Source organism: Litorimonas haliclonae (assembly GCF_965138505.1).
Classification (GTDB): Bacteria; Pseudomonadota; Alphaproteobacteria; order Caulobacterales; family Maricaulaceae; genus Litorimonas; species Litorimonas haliclonae.
In genome coordinates this window covers 545,196-564,044 of sequence record NZ_CBCSCO010000002.1, presented here as the reverse complement: position 1 = coordinate 564,044, position 18,849 = coordinate 545,196, and the positions used below count along the sequence as shown (strand labels likewise).

General features: G+C 51.0%; 17 protein-coding genes. 10 read left to right on the top strand and 7 right to left on the bottom strand.

Annotated elements, in window-relative coordinates:
- Positions 1–37: 37 nt before the first annotated feature.
- The 3 genes from ACNA05_RS06890 to ACNA05_RS06880 all read right to left on the bottom strand — a co-directional run bounded on the left by ACNA05_RS06890 (position 38) and on the right by ACNA05_RS06880 (position 5,498).
- Entirely contained in the window at positions 38–2,197 is a 2,160-nt protein-coding gene (locus ACNA05_RS06890; protein ID WP_415810685.1) for a TonB-dependent siderophore receptor, read from the bottom strand.
- 192 nt (positions 2,198–2,389) lie between these two features.
- The gene (locus tag ACNA05_RS06885; RefSeq protein ID WP_415810684.1) at positions 2,390–3,319 is read right to left on the bottom strand and encodes a glycosyltransferase family 2 protein; all 930 of its coding nucleotides are present in this window, start codon (positions 3,317–3,319) and stop codon (positions 2,390–2,392) included.
- Positions 3,320–3,359: 40 nt separating this feature from the next.
- Entirely contained in the window at positions 3,360–5,498 is a 2,139-nt protein-coding gene (locus tag ACNA05_RS06880; RefSeq protein ID WP_415810683.1) for a GNAT family N-acetyltransferase, read from the bottom strand.
- A gap of 199 nt (positions 5,499–5,697) precedes the next feature.
- On the opposite strand from ACNA05_RS06880, the gene ACNA05_RS06875 reads away from it, so the two are divergent.
- Both ACNA05_RS06875 and ACNA05_RS06870 read left to right on the top strand, forming a co-directional pair.
- On the top strand, positions 5,698–6,201 hold the full coding sequence (locus ACNA05_RS06875) for a disulfide bond formation protein B (RefSeq protein ID WP_415810682.1): 504 nt from the start codon (positions 5,698–5,700) through the stop codon (positions 6,199–6,201).
- Positions 6,188–6,727 (top strand): demethoxyubiquinone hydroxylase family protein, encoded by a 540-nt coding sequence (locus tag ACNA05_RS06870; protein ID WP_415810681.1) that lies wholly within the window; start codon positions 6,188–6,190, stop codon positions 6,725–6,727. Before ACNA05_RS06875 ends, ACNA05_RS06870 begins: the two co-directional genes overlap by 14 nt.
- A gap of 59 nt (positions 6,728–6,786) precedes the next feature.
- Here ACNA05_RS06870 and ACNA05_RS06865 read toward each other — a convergent pair whose 3' ends face one another.
- Positions 6,787–6,927, bottom strand: a complete 141-nt coding sequence (locus tag ACNA05_RS06865) for an entericidin A/B family lipoprotein (RefSeq protein WP_415810680.1) — start codon at positions 6,925–6,927, stop codon at positions 6,787–6,789.
- Between the two features lie 93 nt (positions 6,928–7,020).
- A complete protein-coding gene (locus tag ACNA05_RS06860) occupies positions 7,021–8,163 on the bottom strand; it encodes a histidine kinase dimerization/phosphoacceptor domain -containing protein (protein ID WP_415810678.1) in 1,143 nt (380 codons plus the stop codon).
- Positions 8,164–8,295: 132 nt separating this feature from the next.
- Here ACNA05_RS06860 and ACNA05_RS06855 point away from each other — a divergent pair, with 132 nt between their 5' ends.
- Genes ACNA05_RS06855 through fghA form a run of 4 tightly spaced genes read left to right on the top strand, consistent with a single transcriptional unit; the run spans position 8,296 to position 11,334 of the window.
- Entirely contained in the window at positions 8,296–9,402 is a 1,107-nt protein-coding gene (locus ACNA05_RS06855; protein ID WP_415810677.1) for an S-(hydroxymethyl)glutathione dehydrogenase/class III alcohol dehydrogenase, read from the top strand.
- Positions 9,403–10,086 carry a hypothetical protein gene (locus ACNA05_RS06850; RefSeq protein ID WP_415810676.1) on the top strand — a complete coding sequence of 228 codons (684 nt, stop codon included), beginning with the start codon at positions 9,403–9,405 and terminating at the stop codon, positions 10,084–10,086.
- 35 nt (positions 10,087–10,121) lie between these two features.
- Positions 10,122–10,493 carry a VOC family protein gene (locus tag ACNA05_RS06845; RefSeq protein WP_415810674.1) on the top strand — a complete coding sequence of 124 codons (372 nt, stop codon included), beginning with the start codon at positions 10,122–10,124 and terminating at the stop codon, positions 10,491–10,493.
- Positions 10,494–10,500: 7 nt separating this feature from the next.
- Positions 10,501–11,334 (top strand): S-formylglutathione hydrolase, encoded by an 834-nt coding sequence (gene fghA / locus ACNA05_RS06840; RefSeq protein ID WP_415810673.1) that lies wholly within the window; start codon positions 10,501–10,503, stop codon positions 11,332–11,334.
- A 192-nt stretch (positions 11,335–11,526) separates the two neighbouring features.
- Here the strand turns inward: fghA and ACNA05_RS06835 are convergent, their stop codons facing one another.
- Positions 11,527–13,779 (bottom strand): prolyl oligopeptidase family serine peptidase, encoded by a 2,253-nt coding sequence (locus ACNA05_RS06835; RefSeq protein WP_415810672.1) that lies wholly within the window; start codon positions 13,777–13,779, stop codon positions 11,527–11,529.
- Positions 13,780–13,869: 90 nt separating this feature from the next.
- Between ACNA05_RS06835 and dapF the strand changes: the two genes are divergently transcribed.
- On the top strand, positions 13,870–14,718 hold the full coding sequence (gene dapF / locus ACNA05_RS06830; RefSeq protein ID WP_415810671.1) for a diaminopimelate epimerase: 849 nt from the start codon (positions 13,870–13,872) through the stop codon (positions 14,716–14,718).
- Here the strand turns inward: dapF and ACNA05_RS06825 are convergent.
- Entirely contained in the window at positions 14,715–15,569 is an 855-nt protein-coding gene (locus ACNA05_RS06825; RefSeq protein WP_415810670.1) for an AraC family transcriptional regulator, read from the bottom strand. The genes dapF and ACNA05_RS06825 overlap by 4 nt on opposite strands.
- Positions 15,570–15,747: 178 nt before the next feature.
- On the opposite strand from ACNA05_RS06825, the gene ACNA05_RS06820 reads away from it, so the two are divergent.
- The 3 genes from ACNA05_RS06820 (at position 15,748) to ACNA05_RS06810 (ending at position 18,722) form a co-directional block, all read left to right on the top strand.
- Positions 15,748–16,365 (top strand): DedA family protein, encoded by a 618-nt coding sequence (locus ACNA05_RS06820; RefSeq protein ID WP_415810669.1) that lies wholly within the window; start codon positions 15,748–15,750, stop codon positions 16,363–16,365.
- Between the two features lie 78 nt (positions 16,366–16,443).
- Positions 16,444–16,662, top strand: coding sequence for a hypothetical protein (locus ACNA05_RS06815; RefSeq protein ID WP_415810668.1), 219 nt, complete (start codon positions 16,444–16,446; stop codon positions 16,660–16,662).
- Positions 16,659–18,722 carry a peptidase domain-containing ABC transporter gene (locus ACNA05_RS06810; RefSeq protein ID WP_415810667.1) on the top strand — a complete coding sequence of 688 codons (2,064 nt, stop codon included), beginning with the start codon at positions 16,659–16,661 and terminating at the stop codon, positions 18,720–18,722. The genes ACNA05_RS06815 and ACNA05_RS06810 overlap by 4 nt, the downstream gene beginning before the upstream one ends.
- Positions 18,723–18,849 lie beyond the last annotated feature (127 nt).

Sequence of the window (18,849 nt, the reverse complement as noted above, 5' to 3'; positions counted from 1 at the left end):
GGCCTCCGCAGCGATGCGAAGGCCGTTTTATTTAAAGCTAGAAACTGTAAGCGGCTCTGGCGACGACAGTGCGGCCTTCACCCGGGAAACAGTCCCCCCGCGCCAAACATGTCCCGTAGTAATCCGTATCAAACAGGTTCCGCGCGTTTAGGGTCAGGTCGACTTGGTCAAAGGAATAACCGATAAGACCGTCAAATACGGTATACCCATCCGTCTCTACTTTCACGACAGATGGCTGGAAATTGTTTGAGGCAAGGAAGGACACGCCCTGGCTCTCATTGTCTCCGGCATAGCGCACGCCCGCGCCCAGACGAAATCCTTCGAGCTGACCGGTTGAAGGTTTCCATGTTGCCCAAGCGGATCCCTGCACTTCCGGAATGCTGGAAATTGGAATTCCGTTAGGGTCTTCCGTATCTAATGTGCTGAAGCTCCCGTCGAGGTGCAGATCGCCGATGGCCGTTCGGGCTTCGACTTCGAACCCTGTGATTTTGGCGATACCTTCTTGTTGCGATGCGGCATTTTGCAGAGCTTGAGGATTTGGCAAGTTAGATTGCTCAATATCGAAATAGGCGGCGGTGATATAAGTCGGCGATCCGGCCGGGTGATATTTCACGCCAATTTCAATTTGTTCGCCTTCTTGAGGTTTAAGATTTTCACCTGTGTTTGTGTCGACGCCAACTGTGGCTTGGAATGACTCCGCGTAATTGACGTAAGGATTTAATCCGAAAGAGGTTTTATACAACCCGCCAAAGCTGAAACTTGTGGCGCTGTCATCCTGTGTTGTCGTTCCGTTTCCGGACTCCAGATCATCAAACCGGACCCCGGCATTTAGCACAAAATTTCCGACACTGATTTGGTCATTTACGTAGTATCCGATGGTCTCAGTTGTACTTTCCGTTAACCCCCGGGCTGCGTTAAAGGCGGCTTCAGACGGTATTTCAGATCCGTCATAGACAGGATTGAAAAGATTGAACGTGGTAGGCCTCCCCAGAAAAGCGGCGCGGAGTTCCGTCTCAACATCCTGATAATTTACCCCCGCCAGTACTTCATGAGAGGCCGGGCCAGTCACGAAACTTGCGCGCAACCGACTGTCCAATGCGAACTGGTTAGACCCGGCCGGGGCGTCATACCAGCTTCGTCCAATAGCGGTACCGTCCGGCGTGGTGCGGGCTGTGCCTGCTCCGAGAAAGGAGATCCAGCTTTGTCTGTAGTCCGCCTCATTATCGCGATACCGCGCCGTCCCTTCGAGCGAGAATATTTCGTTTAATTTTTGTTGTCCAAAAAGGGTGAAGGAGAATGACTCAGTATCATATCTGTTGAAGTCCGGACTGCCGACATAAACAGACGGATCAACTTCGTTTCCGGTTGTTCCGTCGCAAATTTCAGCTTCGGAAATTTGAACCTCATCACTACCACATCCAGAGACGGAGAGCGGGAGAAACTGGTGAGACGTATCACTTTCTCTATCCGTGTAGTTCACAAGCGCGGTAATTGTGGTGTTCGCATTTTCAAATGTCACGGAGGGCGCAAAAACAATTGCATTATCTTCGACAAAATCGACCTGGGTATCGCTCTCACGAATTAGTCCGACGAGGCGGGCTGTCCATTCCCCGTCTCCCGATAAATCAATCCCGAAATCGCCTGCGGCCTGCATGCGGTTATGTGTGCCGTAATCCAGCACGATTTCGCGCCCCAAATTTTCTGACCCGGCCTTTTTACTAACCGTATTCAAAATTCCGCCGGGAGACCCTTGCCCATAAAGTACAGACGCCGGGCCTTTCAGAATTTCAACCTGCTCTAGCGTGTAAATATCGGAGCGCGCATTGTTGTAGAACCCGAAAAGGACTTGAATATTGTCGAGATATTCTGGGACATCCAGTCCCCGCACCCGGGGGAAATCACCGCGAGTGGAATATCCGAAAGTATCTCCGACAACGCCGGCTGTGTAATTTAACGTATCATCCAGAGTCAGAGAGCCGCGCTCCAAAAATTCGTCGGCGCCGATAACGCTAACGGATCGGGCTGTTTCCAAAATCGGAATATCAGATTTTGTCGCGCCAAAAGTTGAAACCCGCCCGGTAACAACAATCTCGTCGTCTTGTTCCGGAACCTCTTGGGCTTGCACTGAAAGCGTCTGGAAAAATACAATAGGCAAAGCGGCCAAAGCGCTGCCCAATAATCGGCGTTGAAGACTCACACGTCTCTCCTTCAAACTTCATTCTAATATTGCGAATTACTCGCAGTTTTTGTCTGAGGGCGCCTAACGTAATTAATAATAAGTCGCAAGAACAAAATGAAGAAAAAGTCAGACCATTCTAAAATTGAAAATTGAGACTGTGATAAGAAAGATAATTCAGCAATTTTCCGTGTAGATCGACAAACGGTGAAGCTAGGAAGCCCCTGCCCCGTAAAGCTTAGGCCGAAATGGTTTTTGCCAGAGGACCTTACCCGCCCCAGCGCTGGCCTTGCTGAGATAGTGCAGATAAAGCCGGGGCTTCAAATATCGGCAGAGCGCTGCAATGGGCGCGAAAAGTACAAATTGAACGGCGCCGATGCTCATCCATTTAACAATACCAAGTAAATTAAACGGTCCAAGATCAACATTCATACGGGTTGGGCCTTGTCCAAAGGCAAAACTTCGAACGCGAATATACTTTGCCGTCTGTCGTTTAGCCGGAATATCTTCAAAAACCTGAGTCTCTTTGCTCCACCCCATGAGACCGCCTTGTTTCCGAAAATTGTCGAATAATATATCATCTTCTCCGCCAGTCTCGTTCATGGCGGGGTTAAAGGCGGGCTTGGGCATGAGGATCGCGCCTCTGTCGATAAGGGAGTTTCCGGCCCCGAAAAACCGGTCAATAACCCCTGTACCTAGATCAGGCCTGTCTCTAGAAAAAAATTGTTTCAGGAAAAGACTATGCGGAGAGCTTTCATCCACACAAGCAAGGGTCTTGCAAAATACCGCGCAACACGCGTTTTCAGTTAGCACCGCATAAAGCGCGGACAGCCAGTTGGGCGCGGCATATTGGTCGTCATCCAAAAACGCTATATATCGGCCAGTCGCTTGTTCCATCGCCGCATTACGAGCATTGGAGACGCCCGGAACTTTTGCATGAACATATTTAACGGCCATCGGGGCGGAGTTTGCAAACTCTGACACGAGACATAACTCGTCTCCGCCGGGATTATTATCCGCGACAACGATCTCAATTGGTAGCTCGGTAAAGTCCTGCGCCCGAAGGCTTTCCAGAGTTTTAGACAGCCCCTCCGGACGGTGATAGGTCGGGACGACAATAGATATTTTGTTTTCGTAAGTCATGTCCAGCCTGCCCCTTGAGAAGTATCGCGCGCAAACGCGGTCACCCCGTTACCCGGCTCCTTTTGACGAAGGCTAAAATAATTTCTCTCAGTCGGCCCCAGATTTTAGGTTCGCAAATAAAAATATGATCAAATCTACGCCGCATACGCGCCGCCGGACTATCAGGGTTTTGCCCGCCAATCCGGTTCCAGCTTTCATATCCGATCTTATGTAAGCGGCCCATGACAGTGGGCGCTGTGATATTGACGTCGCGTGTGTACCGGGCCGCGCTACAGAAATATTTTTTGTAGGATTCATGTCCGGTCGAAAGGTCATAGCTCTCCAGTCCCATATGATCCATTTCCTCAACGATTTTATAGAGCAATAAAAGTCCCGGGCTGTATTCCTCAAAGTCAGGGTCATAGGCAGAAATCCAAGGATGGAAATTCGCCTCGTCCCGCACGCCAAAATGGCCGACGACCATTTCGCCTTTGACTTTAAGACAGGTCATAAAACCGGATAGATTACTTTCATCTGGCGCGTCCAGTTTGGACATTTGGGTTAGAATTGAAGCACTGTTACGGGACGTTGTCAGATCCAATAACCCCTCCCGGACAAATTGCTCGCTCTTCCATTCCAAAAGCGTTTCCACTGGGAGGTCTTTCGCCGGGCCAAAAGCAAATTCGATCTCTCCACATTCGCGCTCTAGCTTGTTCATCAAACGGCGAAAGTTTTTATAGCGTTTTGCGTGTTGAGCCCGGCTGGATTCCAAATGCTCTTCTGCCGTTTGTCCATTCAAATGAATAATAAATGACCGCATCACAGAGTCTGCTTCAATATCTGCCTCTTCTGATACGGGGAGGAGCACCGCATTTGACCGATAAACCGAATAGCCGGACAGAGCGATAATTTCTTCAATTGTCAAATTCGCCTCTTTAGAAAGGATCGGCGCCGCGTAGTCTGAAAACGGCGCGCCTACAGGCCTCACCAGTCCAAAATTTCTTTGGAATACAGGAAGCACGGCGACCAAGTCATATCCGCGCCGCACCAGAATGCAGCGTACATCTGATCTAAAATTGGCGATCAAGTCCATGAAGTCCGGAGACAAAAGGGGGGTTTTATATTGGAAATCGGATTGTAAAATTTCTCTCCAATCCCGCCGATCCTGATAAGATAATTCTTTGGGCTTCAAGACCTGGCAAGTTAAATCAGATTCTGTGTCCGCTTTTTTCTGCGTTAGAGGTTTGATTTCGCCGCCTTTTAAAAGCTCGAACGTAATTGGAGTCGGCGCTTTCTTCGGTAAAGGGGCAACTTTCTTTAATACCCGCGCGGCCCCTGCCTTTGTCAAAGTTGATAAATTGACCGTTTCAGGAAAGGGTTTGGCTTGACGGTTTCTCTTGCGCAAACTCGCATTGGTATGAAGCGCATTTGCCTTTAAAATGCCTTCGCCCGTCATGAACTCGCAGGAAAGCGAGACATTCAAAGAGTTTCCGTTCTGAACGCGATGCGGCGCAGTTTGAGGCCAGGTGACGGCGAGGCCCGGCTCTAATGAAACAACATTCGCGGCGGCTTCGAAACGGTCCGAATATGTCATTTGTTCGTCTTGGCGTCTTAAGGCAAAATCCGATATTTGGTCTGGCTCCACAAAAGGCGCCCGCCTTGGATAGATAGAGACTTTCTTTTCGCCGCGAAGCTGCACCAAACAAACCAGTGGAATATCCAAATGGTAATGGACGTGAATATTGGGCGAGGAAATCAGGACCCCGACATCTTCTTTAAATGTTGCCGTCCCCGAGGCTTCTTTAAGTTGACTGAATATCGTTTCGGCCAGAGCTTCATATTCCGGCAGTTCTTTATTTACGGCCCGTAAATTTAACCAAATTTGTCCGTTTCTGACGGCGTCCATAATCTCGGCGCCGGACAAAGTCGGGGCGCAGCCATGTTCGGCCTTTTGCGCGGCTTTGTCGCGGCTCGGAAAGCGGTAAATGCCGAGCTTCTCTCTAGGGTAAACATCCAACAACTCGGCTAGCTTTGCATCGGAAAATTGCTCGAGGCGATGCGCGTTGTGACTTGCCTGAAACGTCGCTTTGCCGAGATTGCGCCGCATATCTTCGGGCCAGCGAAAGCGGGTTGACGGCAAACGAGCCGGCTTGCCTGTCCAATCGGATCGGCTGTCAGTGACGGCTATTGATGCACTCATTCTATAAGTCCCAGCATTCTGTCCCAATTTGCGCCGAAAGCAGGCGCAATGGTGGTTTCCATAAGGAATTATGCAGAATTGATGCCAAGCGAAGTCGTCGGAGGCATTTTTCCTAGTCCCCCTCGTCAATTTTTCATTTGTCCGAAGTCCTGCCAATCTGTCACATGACAGGGCCGCCTTACTCGACTATATCGAATTTATGACGATTTCTCCTCCTTATCGCGCCCCGCTATTTGCTCTGCTCCTCTCCGGCGGGCTTTTGATCGGGGCCTGGGTTTCTCAATACGGTTTCGGCTATCAACCCTGCACTATGTGTTACTGGCAGCGCCATGTTCACAAAGCGGTCGTGGTTGTGGCTGTGCTCGCCTTGATTATGGCGCGGATGGGACTGCCGCTGAGCCGTGCTCTCACGCTTTTACTCGTATTCTTATTACTGGGCAGTGCGGGACTCGCTTTTTATCATACCGGCGTCGAGTTTAAGTGGTGGGACGGCCCCAAGACCTGCTCGGGCGGCGGCGCGGCTTTGCCTGACTTCTCAGGCGGTGATCCCTTTGCCAATCTCGACAAAAAAATCATGCCGCCGTCTTGTTCGAATGCGGTCTGGGTGTTCCTTGGCTTATCGATGGCGACATGGAACGGCCTGCTGTCACTCGGTGGCGCTATCATGACGGCTGTGTTAGGATTTCGGCATGTCAAACGCTAAGAGAACCAATCCCAGAATTGCCGAGATGCTGCGTGTTGACCACGCGGGGGAATACGGCGCTGTGGCGATTTATAAAGGTCAGAAGGCTGTCTTTGGCGCAAATCCCAAGACCAAGGAAATGGCGGATCAGCTGCAGGAAATGCAGGACGAAGAGCAAAAGCACCTCGACGCATTCGACAAGCTTCTGGTTGAACGAAATGTCCGCCCCACCGCTATGACGCCGATCTGGAATGTGGCCGGATATGGTCTGGGCGTGGTAACCGCGCTGATGGGGGAAAAAGCCGCCCATGCCTGCACCGAAGCCGTCGAGACCGTGATAGAGCAGCATTATGGCAGCCAGTCCGAAGAAATCGCCGAAGTCGAGCCGGAGCTTGCAGCTACCTTTGCCGAATTTCGCGAAGACGAACTGCACCACCGCGATATTGCCGTCGAAGGCGGCGCGAAAGAGGCTCCCGGCTACGGGCTGTTATCGAGGTTTATCCGCCAAGGCTGCCTTACCGCGATCCGAATTACGGAAAAGATCTGAGGCACAAAAAAACCCGCTCTTCCAATAGGAAAAGCGGGTTTAATAAAATTTAGAGTAGCCTAGTTAGCGGCATCGTCAATCGTGCGGCCAACGCTTTCTGTATCTTCGCCGACACCTTCGACAGTGTTGCAGGCCGTGATGGAAAGAGCAGACATAGCGACGATAGCAGCTAGAAAGTTACGAATGTTAAAGTGTTTCACAGGATACTCCCTTGATTAGTGATAGGGATTAAACCCGTTTAAAGGAGCTCGGTTCCCATTTTTATTTCTTTTGCAGAAATAAAAAACGAGCAATTACTCGGCAGAGGCCGTAAGCGGTGGGATTATAAGCTCTAATTGATACCCATGTTTGTTCGATCCGCGTTCCATGATACCCTCGACCTGTGACGCTGATGCTTCCATAAGCCGGAGGCCAAGCCCGTCCACCTTATTTTCGCCCGTTTCGCGCATAGCTTCGTCCCCGCCAACCCCATTATCCTGGCAAAGCAGCCGCAGCCCCCCCTCGGATGGGCTTTCGACCTTAAAAGTAACTATCCCGTCCCGATTGTCCGGGAAAGCATGTTTAATTGAGTTCGCAGAAAATTCACTGACGATCACAGCGATAGCCGTCGCCTCATGTGAGGAGACAGACATCTGTTCAAAAGAGCCCTTTATCAAAACATTTGCCGGCGCCGAGGTTTGAAGTAGCTTTACGATTTTTTCGAGATAGGTTTTGAGATTGATATTTCCGGACGTTTCGGCCTGATGCAGCTCTTCATGCAAAAGCGCGATGGATTCCACACGGCGTTGAACGGCTTTAAACGCTTCGCGACCTGAGGGCCCCAATGCCTTATCCTTTTCCGCGCGGGAGCTATACAGGCGGATCATCGATAAGACAGATTGCAGAGAGTTTTTGACCCTGTGATCCATCTCATTATGAAGGATCTCTTGATTGGCAATATGCTGGTTAAGCTCAATCAAGGTTTCGACCTGCTCGGCCATTACGGTCAGAAGTTTTTTCTGTTTATCGCCAAGCTCACGCGGCTTGTAGTCCAGAATGCAAAGTGACCCTAAGGGTTGACCATTCGGACTGTTGAGAGGCATGCCCGCATAGAATCGAAAGGGTTTACCGGACATAAAATCTATGCGGCAAAGCGGATTATTTTCCGTGCGTTCATCTTCCCACGTATCAGGAATTACAAATAAATTCGGCTGCAATATGGCATGGGCGCAAATGGATTGTTCGATCGGCGTCTCGCAAATATCCAGCCCTTTGACGGACTTAAACCATTGGCGATCGCTTTCGACCAGGCTGACCAGGGCGACAGGGACGTCGCAAAAGTCGCGGATTAAATCGGTGATGGCGTCGAATTTAGGGTCAGGCGGCGTATCAATGATATTCGCAGCAGACAGCGCAGCGAGACGAATATCTTCCATCGGATGTAAATCGGCCTTCATTAATCACCCACTAAACTCTACGCTTTCATGCGTATGCTGTTTGGCTTACAACCATTACAACTAAAATCAAACAGATTTAACATGGTTTAAACCTATGTTAATTTGAAACTTTAAATTCCCCCTGGAGTTCCTATGAAAACCCGTGCCGCCGTTGCTTTTGAAGCTGGAAAACCCCTCGAAATTGTCGAACTCGATCTAGAAGGGCCGCAAGAAGGAGAAGTTTTGGTGGAAATCATGGCAACGGGTGTTTGCCATACCGATGCTTTCACGCTGTCTGGCGACGACCCGGAAGGGGCTTTCCCCGCGGTTCTCGGTCATGAAGGCGCAGGCATTGTTCGCGAAGTCGGCAAAGGCGTCACCTCGCTCGAGCCCGGCGATCATGTTATACCGCTCTACACCGCCGAATGCCGCCAATGCGAATATTGCCTGAACCCAAAAACAAATCTCTGCCAAAAAGTCCGCGCAACCCAAGGCAAAGGCGTGATGCCAAACGGCACATCTCGTTTTTCCTATAAGGGCGAGAAGATTCTCCACTATATGGGAACGTCCACCTTCTCTAACTTTACCGTTCTGCCCGAAATCAGCCTCGCCAAAGTTCGCAAGGACGCGCCGTTCGATAAAATTTGTTACATTGGCTGCGGCGTTACCACCGGAATCGGCGCGGTCATGTTCACCGCCAAGGTCGAGCCTAATTCCACCGCCGTTGTCTTTGGCCTTGGCGGAATTGGCCTGAATGTTTTGCAGGGCCTTCGCCTGATTGGCGCGCGCCAGATTGTCGGCGTGGATATCAACCCGGCCCGCGAAGCGCTCGGCAAGCAATTCGGCATGACCCATTTCGTCAATCCGAGGGACCATGACGATCTGGTCGGACATTTGGTCGAGCTAACCGGCGGCGGCGCGGATTATTCTTTTGAATGTATCGGCAATGTCGATGTCATGCGCGACGCGCTGGAATGTGTTCACAAGGGCTGGGGCGAGAGCGTCATCATCGGCGTGGCCCCCGCCGGCGCGGAAATCCAGACTCGTCCGTTCCAGCTCGTCACAGGCCGCGTCTGGCGCGGCTCCGCCTTTGGCGGCGCAAGAGGCCGCACAGACGTGCCGAAAATCGTCGATATGTATATGGATGGCCGCATCGATATCGACAGCCTGATTACGCACAAAATGCCGCTTGAAGATATCAATAAGGCATTTGATTTGATGCATGAAGGCAAAAGCATCCGGAGCGTGGTGGAGTTCTAGGTGCTAACAATTAGCGCTGCCAAGTCGCAATCAGATTTTTATATGAAGCTCGGAGACGAAGGCCTTTGGGTCGATTCAAGTAAAAACGACCGTCAGATTGAAAAGCAAGAACAGGAAGCCTGGTGTGCAAGAAGGCTTTTAACGGCATTGATCGACAATAGCATGATAGAATATCCGGTATCAATTACTCAACGTGAAGAACCAGATTTTGAAATCACAGAAAACAAAAAAAGCTACTGGTTGGAAATTACTCGAGCTATTTCAGAAGTCGATGCACGCGAACGTTCTTTGGCCGCCAAAAAGCAAGTCGAGCTTTATTACATCGGTGATTTCGGCGGCAGGAAAGCACAGGACGATTTAAGTTCTGCCGCAGAAATAGCTTGTAATATACAAGCCGCGATTAACAAGAAATCTATGAAGGGGTATGTTCGTTCAAAACCGACAGACTTACTCATCTACGTTGAAGGGAATAATGTCATCTGGTTAGACTCAGAAAGAGCCGATGAGGAAAGTAAAGCTTATCAGAGTCTCATATGCACGTTTCCTTATGAAAACACTGACCGATTCAAACGAATTTTCTTTCTTTGGAATAGCGGGAAAGTTTTTCAGCACGGAAGCACTTTGAACGAAAAACGATTTAGTATTTCAGCAGATATGATTCATTTGCTAAGAAACCTCAATTAGGGTCTTTAGGGAAAATAATTGCAGGAGAGAGACAAATGTTCACACACATCATGGTCGGGGCGAATGACCCCGCCGAATCCATCAAATTCTACGACGCCGCTTTAGGGGCGCTCGGCATAAAGGGGCACAATATGGGGGACCGCGCCTTTTATTCTCACAATGGCGGGAATTTCGGTGTCGGCGCGCCGCGGGACGGGCAGAGCGCGACCTTTGGCAATGGCGGCACTATCGGATTTAAGGCGGACACCAAAGAACAGGTTGACGCGTTTCACGCGGCAGGATGCGCCAATGGCGGAACCTGCGACGGCAAGCCCGGCAAACGCGACGGCGCGCCCGGCGATAATTACGGCGCTTATCTTCGCGACCCTGTTGGAAATAAAATCTGCGCCTTCTGGACTAAAAAATAGGACTTAAATGACCCTCACAACCAAATCAGAGTGGAAATCTTTTGGCGGCACGCTGTCCGTGCATGAACATGAGAGCAAAGTCACCGGGACCCCGATGACGTTTGCGGTTTACAGTCCGCCGGGGGACGGACCCTTTCCTGTCCTTTGGTACCTTTCGGGTCTGACCTGTAATTGGTCGAATGTGATGGAGAAATCCGGCCTTCAACGCATCGCGTCAGAGCTTGGCCTGATGATTATCGCGCCGGACACCTCTCCGCGTGGTGACAATGTTGCCAATGACGACGCCTATGACCTCGGCCAAGGCGCAGGGTTTTACCTCTCCGCGACGCAAGAGCCGTGGGCTCAGCATTACAAGATGGACGAATATATCCTGTCGGAACTGACGCGTCTGGTCGCCAAGAATTTCAACGGTGATATGGAGCGCCAGGGCGTGTTTGGTCATTCCATGGGCGGGCACGGCGCGATTACCTTTGCGCTGAAAAACCCGGACCATTTCAAAAGCTGCTCCGCCTTTTCCCCGATTACCAGCCCGTCTGTTGTGCCATGGGGTGAAAAGGCCTTCATCGCCTATCTCGGCAAAGATAAATCCGCCTGGGCGGCTTATGACGCGACTGAGCTCGTGCGCTCCGGCCATACCACAGAGGCGCACATCCTGATTGATACAGGTCTGGCCGACGACTTCCGCGAAGTGCATTTAAAGCCCGAAATTTTCAAAGGCGTTTGCGAAGCGGCGGGCCAAAAGCTCACCTCTCGCCTGCAAGAGGGCTATGACCACAGCTATTATTTTGTCGCCACCTTTATGGAAGACCATTTGCGCTGGCACGCCGAGGCATTGAAGTAGAGATTCCCTTCTCCCGTGGGGAGAAGGTGTCACGAAGTGACGGATGAGGGGCTGCGATGCTTTGAAGGTTTGATGCCCCTCACCCGCCCTTCGGGCACCCTCTCCCCATTGGAGAGGGAGAAAGACCGCAACCTTCTTAAAAACAAAAAAGGGAGCCGAGGCTCCCTTTTCTTATTGCTGATGTGAACGAGACTATTCCTCGTCGCTATCCATTTCAGTTTCGCCGTCACTCAGTTTCTGCATCAGGTAAACATGTTGCAAAGCCAAGCGCTTGGCGGTTTCCTTGAGGTTTGCCGCTGCGGAGTGGCCGCCGTCAATGTTTTCATAATATAGGAAGTCATGATCCTGATCTTCCATCCGCTTGGCCGCCTTACGGGCATGGCCGGGATGGACGCGGTCGTCTTTGGTCGAGGTGACAAAAAAGACCTCGGGATAGTCCACGTCGGGACGGATGTTGTGATAAGGCGAGATTTTGCGAAGGAATTCACGCTCTTCCGGCTTGGACTCATCGTCCGGATCGCCATATTCGCCCATCCAGGATGCGCCCGCGAGCAGCTTGTTAAAGCGCAGCATATCCAAGAGCGGCACAGCGACGATCGCGGCGTTAATTAGATCAGGGCGCTGCGTGTACATCACGCCCGTCAATAGACCGCCATTAGAGCCGCCTTCGACGCCGAGATGTTCGGGCGAGGTGATGCCTTTATCGATCAGATCTTCCGCCACGGAGATGAAGTCGTCATAGATGCGCTGACGGTCGGTCTTCAGACCCGCCTGATGCCATTTCGGGCCGTATTCCCCGCCGCCGCGGATATTGGACAATACATAGACGCCGCCATTTTCAAGCCAGAGCTTGCCGCGCGTCGCACTATAGCTCGGATTGAGAGAAATTTCGAAACCGCCATAGCCGTAAAGCAAGGTCGGGTTCGTGCCGTCCATTTCAATATCTTTATTCCGGACAACGAAATACGGAACTTTCGTGCCGTCTTTGGAAGTTGCGAAGAATTGCTCTGACACCATAGTCGAAGCGTCAAACCAGCTCGGCAGAGATTTGGCTTGCGCCTTTTCCATCGTCTCTGTGTTGAACGTCCAGAGCGTGTCGGGGGTGAGGAAGCTTTCCGTGCTGATAAAAGCGACGTCTTCCTTGTCATTTGTTGCGCCGATATTGACCGATCCGTTTTCAGGGAAATCGAGCGGCTCGCTGCTCCAGTCTTCGCCGTTCCAATCAAAGGCGTAGGCTGTGCCAGCGACGTCGCGAGACACGCTCATCAGGACTTTCGACTTGGTCACGCCGTAACCATTGAGGGACGATTTCTCATCCGGGCTATAGACCAGATGCACATCGGCGATTTCCCCGTCTTCCATGAAATCGTCTATGCCAAAGCTGACCAAGTCACCGGATTTAAATCCGCGCCAGTCTTCGTTGAGAGACAACAGAACCTGCCCTTTAAACTCGCTGCCGAGATCGGATTTGGCCGGGATCGGGAATTGGATCGGGGCCTGCGGCGCGCCGTCTTCCATCGGGACCCAGAAGACTTCGGAATCGTAAAATGTTTTGGACCGGGAAATAACAATTTCGCGGCGACCATCGGACAGCTCAAACACACCCGGCCAATAGCCGACATCCGTTTTCTCTCCGCGTCCAAGCTCAACCGCCTCGGAAAGCGGCGTGCCGCGTGTCCAGAGTTTGGCGACCATCGGATAGCCGGAATCGGTCATGGTGCCTTCGCCGAAATCGACACCGATGACCTGATGGTCCGCGTCGAGCCATGAGGCTGTGCCTTTTGATTCTTCCGTGACGAATCCGTCTTCGACGAAAGATTTTGTGTCGGCGTTAAATTCGCGCCGAACCACGGCGTCCTTTCCGCCATCCGACAGGTTTATGATACAATGCGCGTAATCCGGGGCGAGGCAGCTATTGCCTTTATAGACCCAGTTTTTGCCCTCAGCCTCCGCGAGCTTGTCAAAATCCAAAACGGTTTCCCATGAGGTGTCTTCGCCAAGGTAGCTCTCAAGGGTGGATTTGCGCCAGATACCGCGCACATGGTCAGCGTCCTGCCAGAAATTATGCACCTCGCCGCCGCGGTAGGACACATAAGGAATCTTGTCTTTGGAGTTCAGAATTTCCAGTGCCTCGCCCTGCATTTCTTCGAAACGTGGGTCGGCCATCAAATGGTCCAGCGTGCGCTTGTTCCAAGTCTTGACCTGATCCAGTGCTTCTTCGCCCAGAACCTCTTCCAGATAGAGATGATCTTCATCGGTCTGGCCGGGTGTGTCGTAAGTTACCATTTTATAGTCTAAATCCTTTATTGCCGCCTCTTCGGTGGTGGCTGTTTCTACGGGCGCTTTCGTGGCTTCTGCGGTTTCTGTTGCGTCGTCGCCATTACAGGCTGTGAGTAAAAAGGCTGTGCCCAAAAGCAGGCCGGTTTTAAATTTGGACAGTGTCATCACTATCTCCCCATATTGTATCTGAATTGCCAAACACTTTGGCGTTACGGCAACAAAGCCCAGATTGCGCCGGAGCGCAAGTGCGCCTATATGCGCGGGATGAAGTTTTTAATCATGAACGGCGCGGGAAACCGTTTTGCGGTATTCGATGCCCGCCAGCAGCCGGATTTTGCCCTGTCTGATGAACAGGTCATCAATATCTGCACGCCCGGCAGCAAAGTCATGGGAAAAAAGGGCGCGGATCAGCTCATCATTATACGTCATCCGAAATCACCTGAAGCCGATATCTTCATGGAAATCCGTAATCAGAAGGGATTTGAAGTTAATGCCTGCGGCAATGCCACGCGCTGTATCGCCTGGCTTTTCATGCGCGACGCCGAAACGGAAAACTGCACCGTTGAAACCAATGCCGATTTGCTTCACTGCGCCTTGAAAGACACCTACCAGGTCGCAGTAGATATGGGCCGGCCGCGCCTCGATTGGTCAGAAATTCCGCTCAAAGAGCCGATGCACACTCACCACATCGACGTCAAAATTGGCCCCATAGACAATCCGATTTTGCATAATCCCGGCGCCGTTAGCATGGGCAACCCGCACTGCGTCTTCTTTGTCGAAGATTTTGAGCGCGCTAAGCCGCAGCTGGTCGGGCCCATGGTCGAGTTTTACCCCCTCTTCCCTGAGCAAACTAATGTCGGCTTTGCGAAAGTCGAAAGCAAAGAGAAAATCCGGCTGAAAGTTTGGGAACGCGGCGTCGGCATGACATTGGCCTGCGGCACAGGCGCCTGCGCGGCCGTTGTCGCCGCGCACCGCCAGAAACGCACGGGCCGCGAAGTTGCCGTCGTCGTTGACGGAGGTGTCCTGCACATTCATTGGCGAGAAGCGGATGACCATGTCCTTATGACAGGTCCGGTAGAGCTCGAAAAAGAAGGCGAGGTTTAAGTCTCTACCTTCAAATAGATATCTGTTCTGCAGTGAGCTTCTTCGACCTCTTCCGGATCGTCAATGTAATGAAACAAGCAAGGGCTATCAGAAATAACTAAGTTTGTTTGCTCTAGAGCCGTTTTGTACAGGACGTCCAATGTCGAGGGTAGTGTCCTGTCCAACCCGCGATGTCGAATAGTGAGATAAATACCTTCCGAGAGCTTTTTGACCGACATATTGGGCCCAAAGTCCGAGGGCGTTTTCTGCACCGCCAGGCCGCAATCAAAGGTAAAATCCTTCCCTTCAAAAGTTTCAATATCACGGTGAGGTATGCCCAAGACCCCAACTATATTGGACGGGTCCCCCATCGTCTCAAATAACTCACCATATACTTCATTTAAAGCTGGATATTTATCCGTGGTTTCAGTCACAATCAGCGCGAACGGATCCAGAGTACAAATCCCAACACGCAATGGCCCTGTATTTTTAGGTGAACTGGATAATGTTTGGTAGATTGCCGCTAGACGATCCGGCTCGTTCTTGATGTCAGTAGCTGTCATTTCAGTTTCTCGCTTTACGGCTTTTGCAAAAGCCTGACTCGATCCATATCCCGCCGCCATGGCTGCTTGGGTAATACTTGTTTTCTCTGAAGCTAGCGTTCCTAGACCTTTGGCAAGGCGCAATCGCGTCACCATGTCAGCAAATGTTTCGCCGCTCACGAGCTTGAAAATTCTGTGAAAATGGTATTTCGAGAGACCTGATGCTTTTGCGGCGCCTTCAAGGATCGGAAAGTTGTCCTCCTCTAAACAGGCCGAAATATAATCTATCGCCTTCTCTATCGATTTTATTATCTCAGGTTTCGCTACCATTTTTACATTCTCCATTTGTTTAAAATGAATATTTAGCGCCTTTATATTTTTTTGCGTGTCCGTTCTTGCTTTGACTTTGAAAAACAATTTCCCTCGAAGGCCAATTAACCTTGGAAATCTCATCATCCTTGCTAGAGTTTCGAATAACTCCTGAGAATTTGCTTTAAGAGGGATGTTTATGTTTGACTGGATTTTACAGATTATACAAAATCTCGGCTATTTCGGCCTCGCGTTCTTGATGCTTCTCGAAAATGTCTTTCCCCCTATCCCGTCTGAACTCGTTATGCCGCTGGCCGGGTTTTTAGCGGCGCAGGGTAAGTTCTCGGTGTGGGCCGTTATTTTCGCCGGCTCGGCTGGGTCCTTGGCCGGAGCCGTGTTCTGGTTTTATATTGGCCAGGTTTTAGGGCGCGACCGCCTTATAGCTTTTTCCACCAAACATGGTCGTTGGATAGCCTTAGCTCCATCCGATATAGAGCGCGCAGAAAATTGGTTTCACCGCCATGGTAAGGGGGCTGTCTTTATTGGCCGTTTAATACCGGGAGTAAGAAGCCTGATCTCTGTTCCGGCAGGAATCGCGAAAATGAATTTCACCATTTTCCTTTTGTACTCAGCGATTGGCACTTTGCTCTGGACAGCCATTCTGACCGGAGCTGGATATATTTTGAAATCACAATATGAGAAAGTCGAAGCTTGGTTAAATCCGATCTCTTGGCTAGTTATTGGCGCTTTTATTGCGTGGTATATTTACGGTGTGATGACTTTTGACAAACGTCACAATAATTCGATGGAAAAATAACTCGGCTCCCCCGACCTTTTAACAAATCCCGTTAAATGACCTCTTCCCAAATCATGGCAAATTCCTTAACCCCGTTTCATGTCTGATTTGTTTCGCAAAGAAGCTTTGGAAAATCGGTCGCGGGCGCTTTACGGCGAAGTTGCTCTGCGCGGGCCCTTGACCACCTGGATATTAACGGCGCTCATTCTCGTTTTTACGGTTATCGGCATAGGGCTTTTGCTGGGTTTGAAAGTGCAAACCGCCGACGGGCCGGTGCGGCTTATGACTTGGCTACTTAACGGGGCGAAAGGCGAATGAGTTTGTTTTCCCGTCCTTCCCTACCGGTTATTTTACAAACGGAAGTGACAGAATGCGGCTTGGCCTGCATGGCAATGATTGCCCGCTATCATGGTCACGATATAGATTTAAATATTCTGCGGCGGCGGCACCTCGTCTCTATGAGCGGGACGTCGCTGGGCGGTCTGATGAAAATTGCGGCGACGCTGGATCTCGCGCCTCGGCCGCTCAGGGTCGAACTTGACCAACTTCACAAATTGCAAACACCCGCCATTTTGCACTGGGACCTTAATCATTTTGTTGTGCTGAAATCCGTTAAAGGGGACAAGGTAAAGATCATAGATCCGGGCATTGGTCAGCGGGTTATGAGCCTGTCTCAAGTTTCTAAACATTTCACCGGCGTGGCGATGGAGCTTTCCCCGACAGCCGAGTTTAGCGCGCAGGATGAGCGCCTCCGTCCGCATTTGTCCTTGCTATGGTCGCGGCTGGTCGGTTTGAAGCGCGCGATTTTCCAGACTCTGAGCCTGTCGATCGTGCTTCAGCTCATCGTCTTGGTCAGCCCGTTTTACCTCCAACTGGTTGTCGACGGAGCCCTGCCGCGCGGGGACTATCAACTGCTTTTGGGATTGGCGCTCGGTTTTGGGGGTCTCGCTATCCTGCGCGCCGTCAGTGAAGCCGTGCGGGGCTGGGCTATCCTCGTTTACGGCAACCAAATGAGCTTGCAGATGGTCGGGAATGTTTTCCGGCATATGAGCCGCCTGCCCACGCGGTATTTCGAGAAACGTCATGTCGGCGACATTATCAGCCGGATGAACAGCACCAAACCTATTCAAGAGGCTCTGACGCAGTCCGTAGTTTCCGTGCTGATTGATGGGGTCATGGCCGCCTTGATGCTAGCGGTGATGTTTTTCTACTCGCCCCTGCTATTCGCCATCGTGCTTCTCAGCGCGGCTCTGCTCATCACGGCCACTTTGATCATCTATCCGCATTTGCGCCGCACCCAAGAAGAAACTATTTATGCCAAGGCGGTCGAGAACACCCATGTGATCGAGTCCATCCGCGCCAATACAACCGTGAAGTTGTTCGGGCGCGAGGCCGAGCGTGAAGCGGCTTGGCGAAACCTCTACACCGATTTCATTAATGCCAATGTCGAATATGGAAAATTTCTGGTGCTCCAGAAATTCGCCGAGACGCTAATCAATGGCCTACAGATTGTTATCGTCGTCTGGGCGGCAGCGGTCTTGATGATGGGAGATGGCAGCGCGTTTACCTTAGGGATGCTCGTCGCCTTTTTGGCGTATCGGCAGTATTTTACCGATGCCGTCTCACAGCTTTTGCAAAAGGGAATAGAGTTTCGCCTGCTCTCGCTCCATCTGGATCGACTGTCCGATATTATTTTCGAAGAGCGAGAGCCTCAGCGCGCCGTTATTGAGGCTGCGCCAGATATTAAAGGCCATATTGAACTGAAAGATGTGTTCTTCCGTTATGCCGACTCTGACCCGTGGGTGCTTGAAAATCGGTCTCTTGATATTCCGGCCGGCCACATGGTGACCCTCACGGGGAAAAGCGGCGGCGGAAAAACGACATTGATGAAGCTAATGCTAGGACTTTACGCCCCTGAAAGCGGGGAGCTGAACATTGACGGTCAGTCCCTGTCAGAGATCGGTTTTACAAATTGGCGCTCTCAAATCGGGGTTGTCATGCAAGATGACCGCCTGCTCTCCGGGACGATCGCCGATAATATTAGTTTCTTCGATCCGGAAATGGATATGGAGCGCGTCCAAAGAGCCGCTCAATCAGCGCAAATTCATGAAACGATTGCGCGCTTACCGATGAATTACCTCTCTGTCGTCGGGGATATGGGCTCTATCTTGTCCGGCGGGCAAAAGCAAAGGCTACTCCTCGCGCGGGCGCTATATCAAAACCCCAAGGTCTTATTTCTCGATGAAGGCACTGCCAATCTAGATGCGGAAACGGAAAAAGCGATCGTAAGCGTGATACAAAACCTTGAAATTACACGCGTCATAGTTGCACATCGCCCCGCTTTTATTAAAGCCTCCGATATCGTTGTCACTATCTGAAAACGTACGAAAAACTGAAAAAGGTTGCGTTCTCAACCAAATTCTCTGAAATTCTCTCGATTTTTTGCAACCTTTCCTAGTAATTTACGTAGTTTACATATCATTAACCATAGATTGTTTTAAAACA

Excerpts from the sequence above, each read along its gene's own strand:
- ACNA05_RS06885 (WP_415810684.1), bottom strand. The coding sequence starts at position 3,319 with ATGACTTACGAAAACAAAATATCTATTGTCGTCCCGACCTATCACCGT.
- ACNA05_RS06880 (WP_415810683.1), bottom strand. The coding sequence starts at position 5,498 with ATGAGTGCATCAATAGCCGTCACTGACAGCCGATCCGATTGGACAGGC.
- ACNA05_RS06875 (WP_415810682.1), top strand. The coding sequence starts at position 5,698 with ATGACGATTTCTCCTCCTTATCGCGCCCCGCTATTTGCTCTGCTCCTC.
- ACNA05_RS06870 (WP_415810681.1), top strand. The coding sequence starts at position 6,188 with ATGTCAAACGCTAAGAGAACCAATCCCAGAATTGCCGAGATGCTGCGT.
- ACNA05_RS06860 (WP_415810678.1), bottom strand. The coding sequence starts at position 8,163 with ATGAAGGCCGATTTACATCCGATGGAAGATATTCGTCTCGCTGCGCTG.
- ACNA05_RS06855 (WP_415810677.1), top strand. The coding sequence starts at position 8,296 with ATGAAAACCCGTGCCGCCGTTGCTTTTGAAGCTGGAAAACCCCTCGAA.
- ACNA05_RS06845 (WP_415810674.1), top strand. The coding sequence starts at position 10,122 with ATGTTCACACACATCATGGTCGGGGCGAATGACCCCGCCGAATCCATC.
- fghA (WP_415810673.1), top strand. The coding sequence starts at position 10,501 with ATGACCCTCACAACCAAATCAGAGTGGAAATCTTTTGGCGGCACGCTG.
- ACNA05_RS06835 (WP_415810672.1), bottom strand. The coding sequence starts at position 13,779 with ATGACACTGTCCAAATTTAAAACCGGCCTGCTTTTGGGCACAGCCTTT.
- dapF (WP_415810671.1), top strand. The coding sequence starts at position 13,870 with ATGCGCGGGATGAAGTTTTTAATCATGAACGGCGCGGGAAACCGTTTT.
- ACNA05_RS06825 (WP_415810670.1), bottom strand. The coding sequence starts at position 15,569 with ATGGTAGCGAAACCTGAGATAATAAAATCGATAGAGAAGGCGATAGAT.
- ACNA05_RS06820 (WP_415810669.1), top strand. The coding sequence starts at position 15,748 with ATGTTTGACTGGATTTTACAGATTATACAAAATCTCGGCTATTTCGGC.
- ACNA05_RS06815 (WP_415810668.1), top strand. The coding sequence starts at position 16,444 with ATGTCTGATTTGTTTCGCAAAGAAGCTTTGGAAAATCGGTCGCGGGCG.
- ACNA05_RS06810 (WP_415810667.1), top strand. The coding sequence starts at position 16,659 with ATGAGTTTGTTTTCCCGTCCTTCCCTACCGGTTATTTTACAAACGGAA.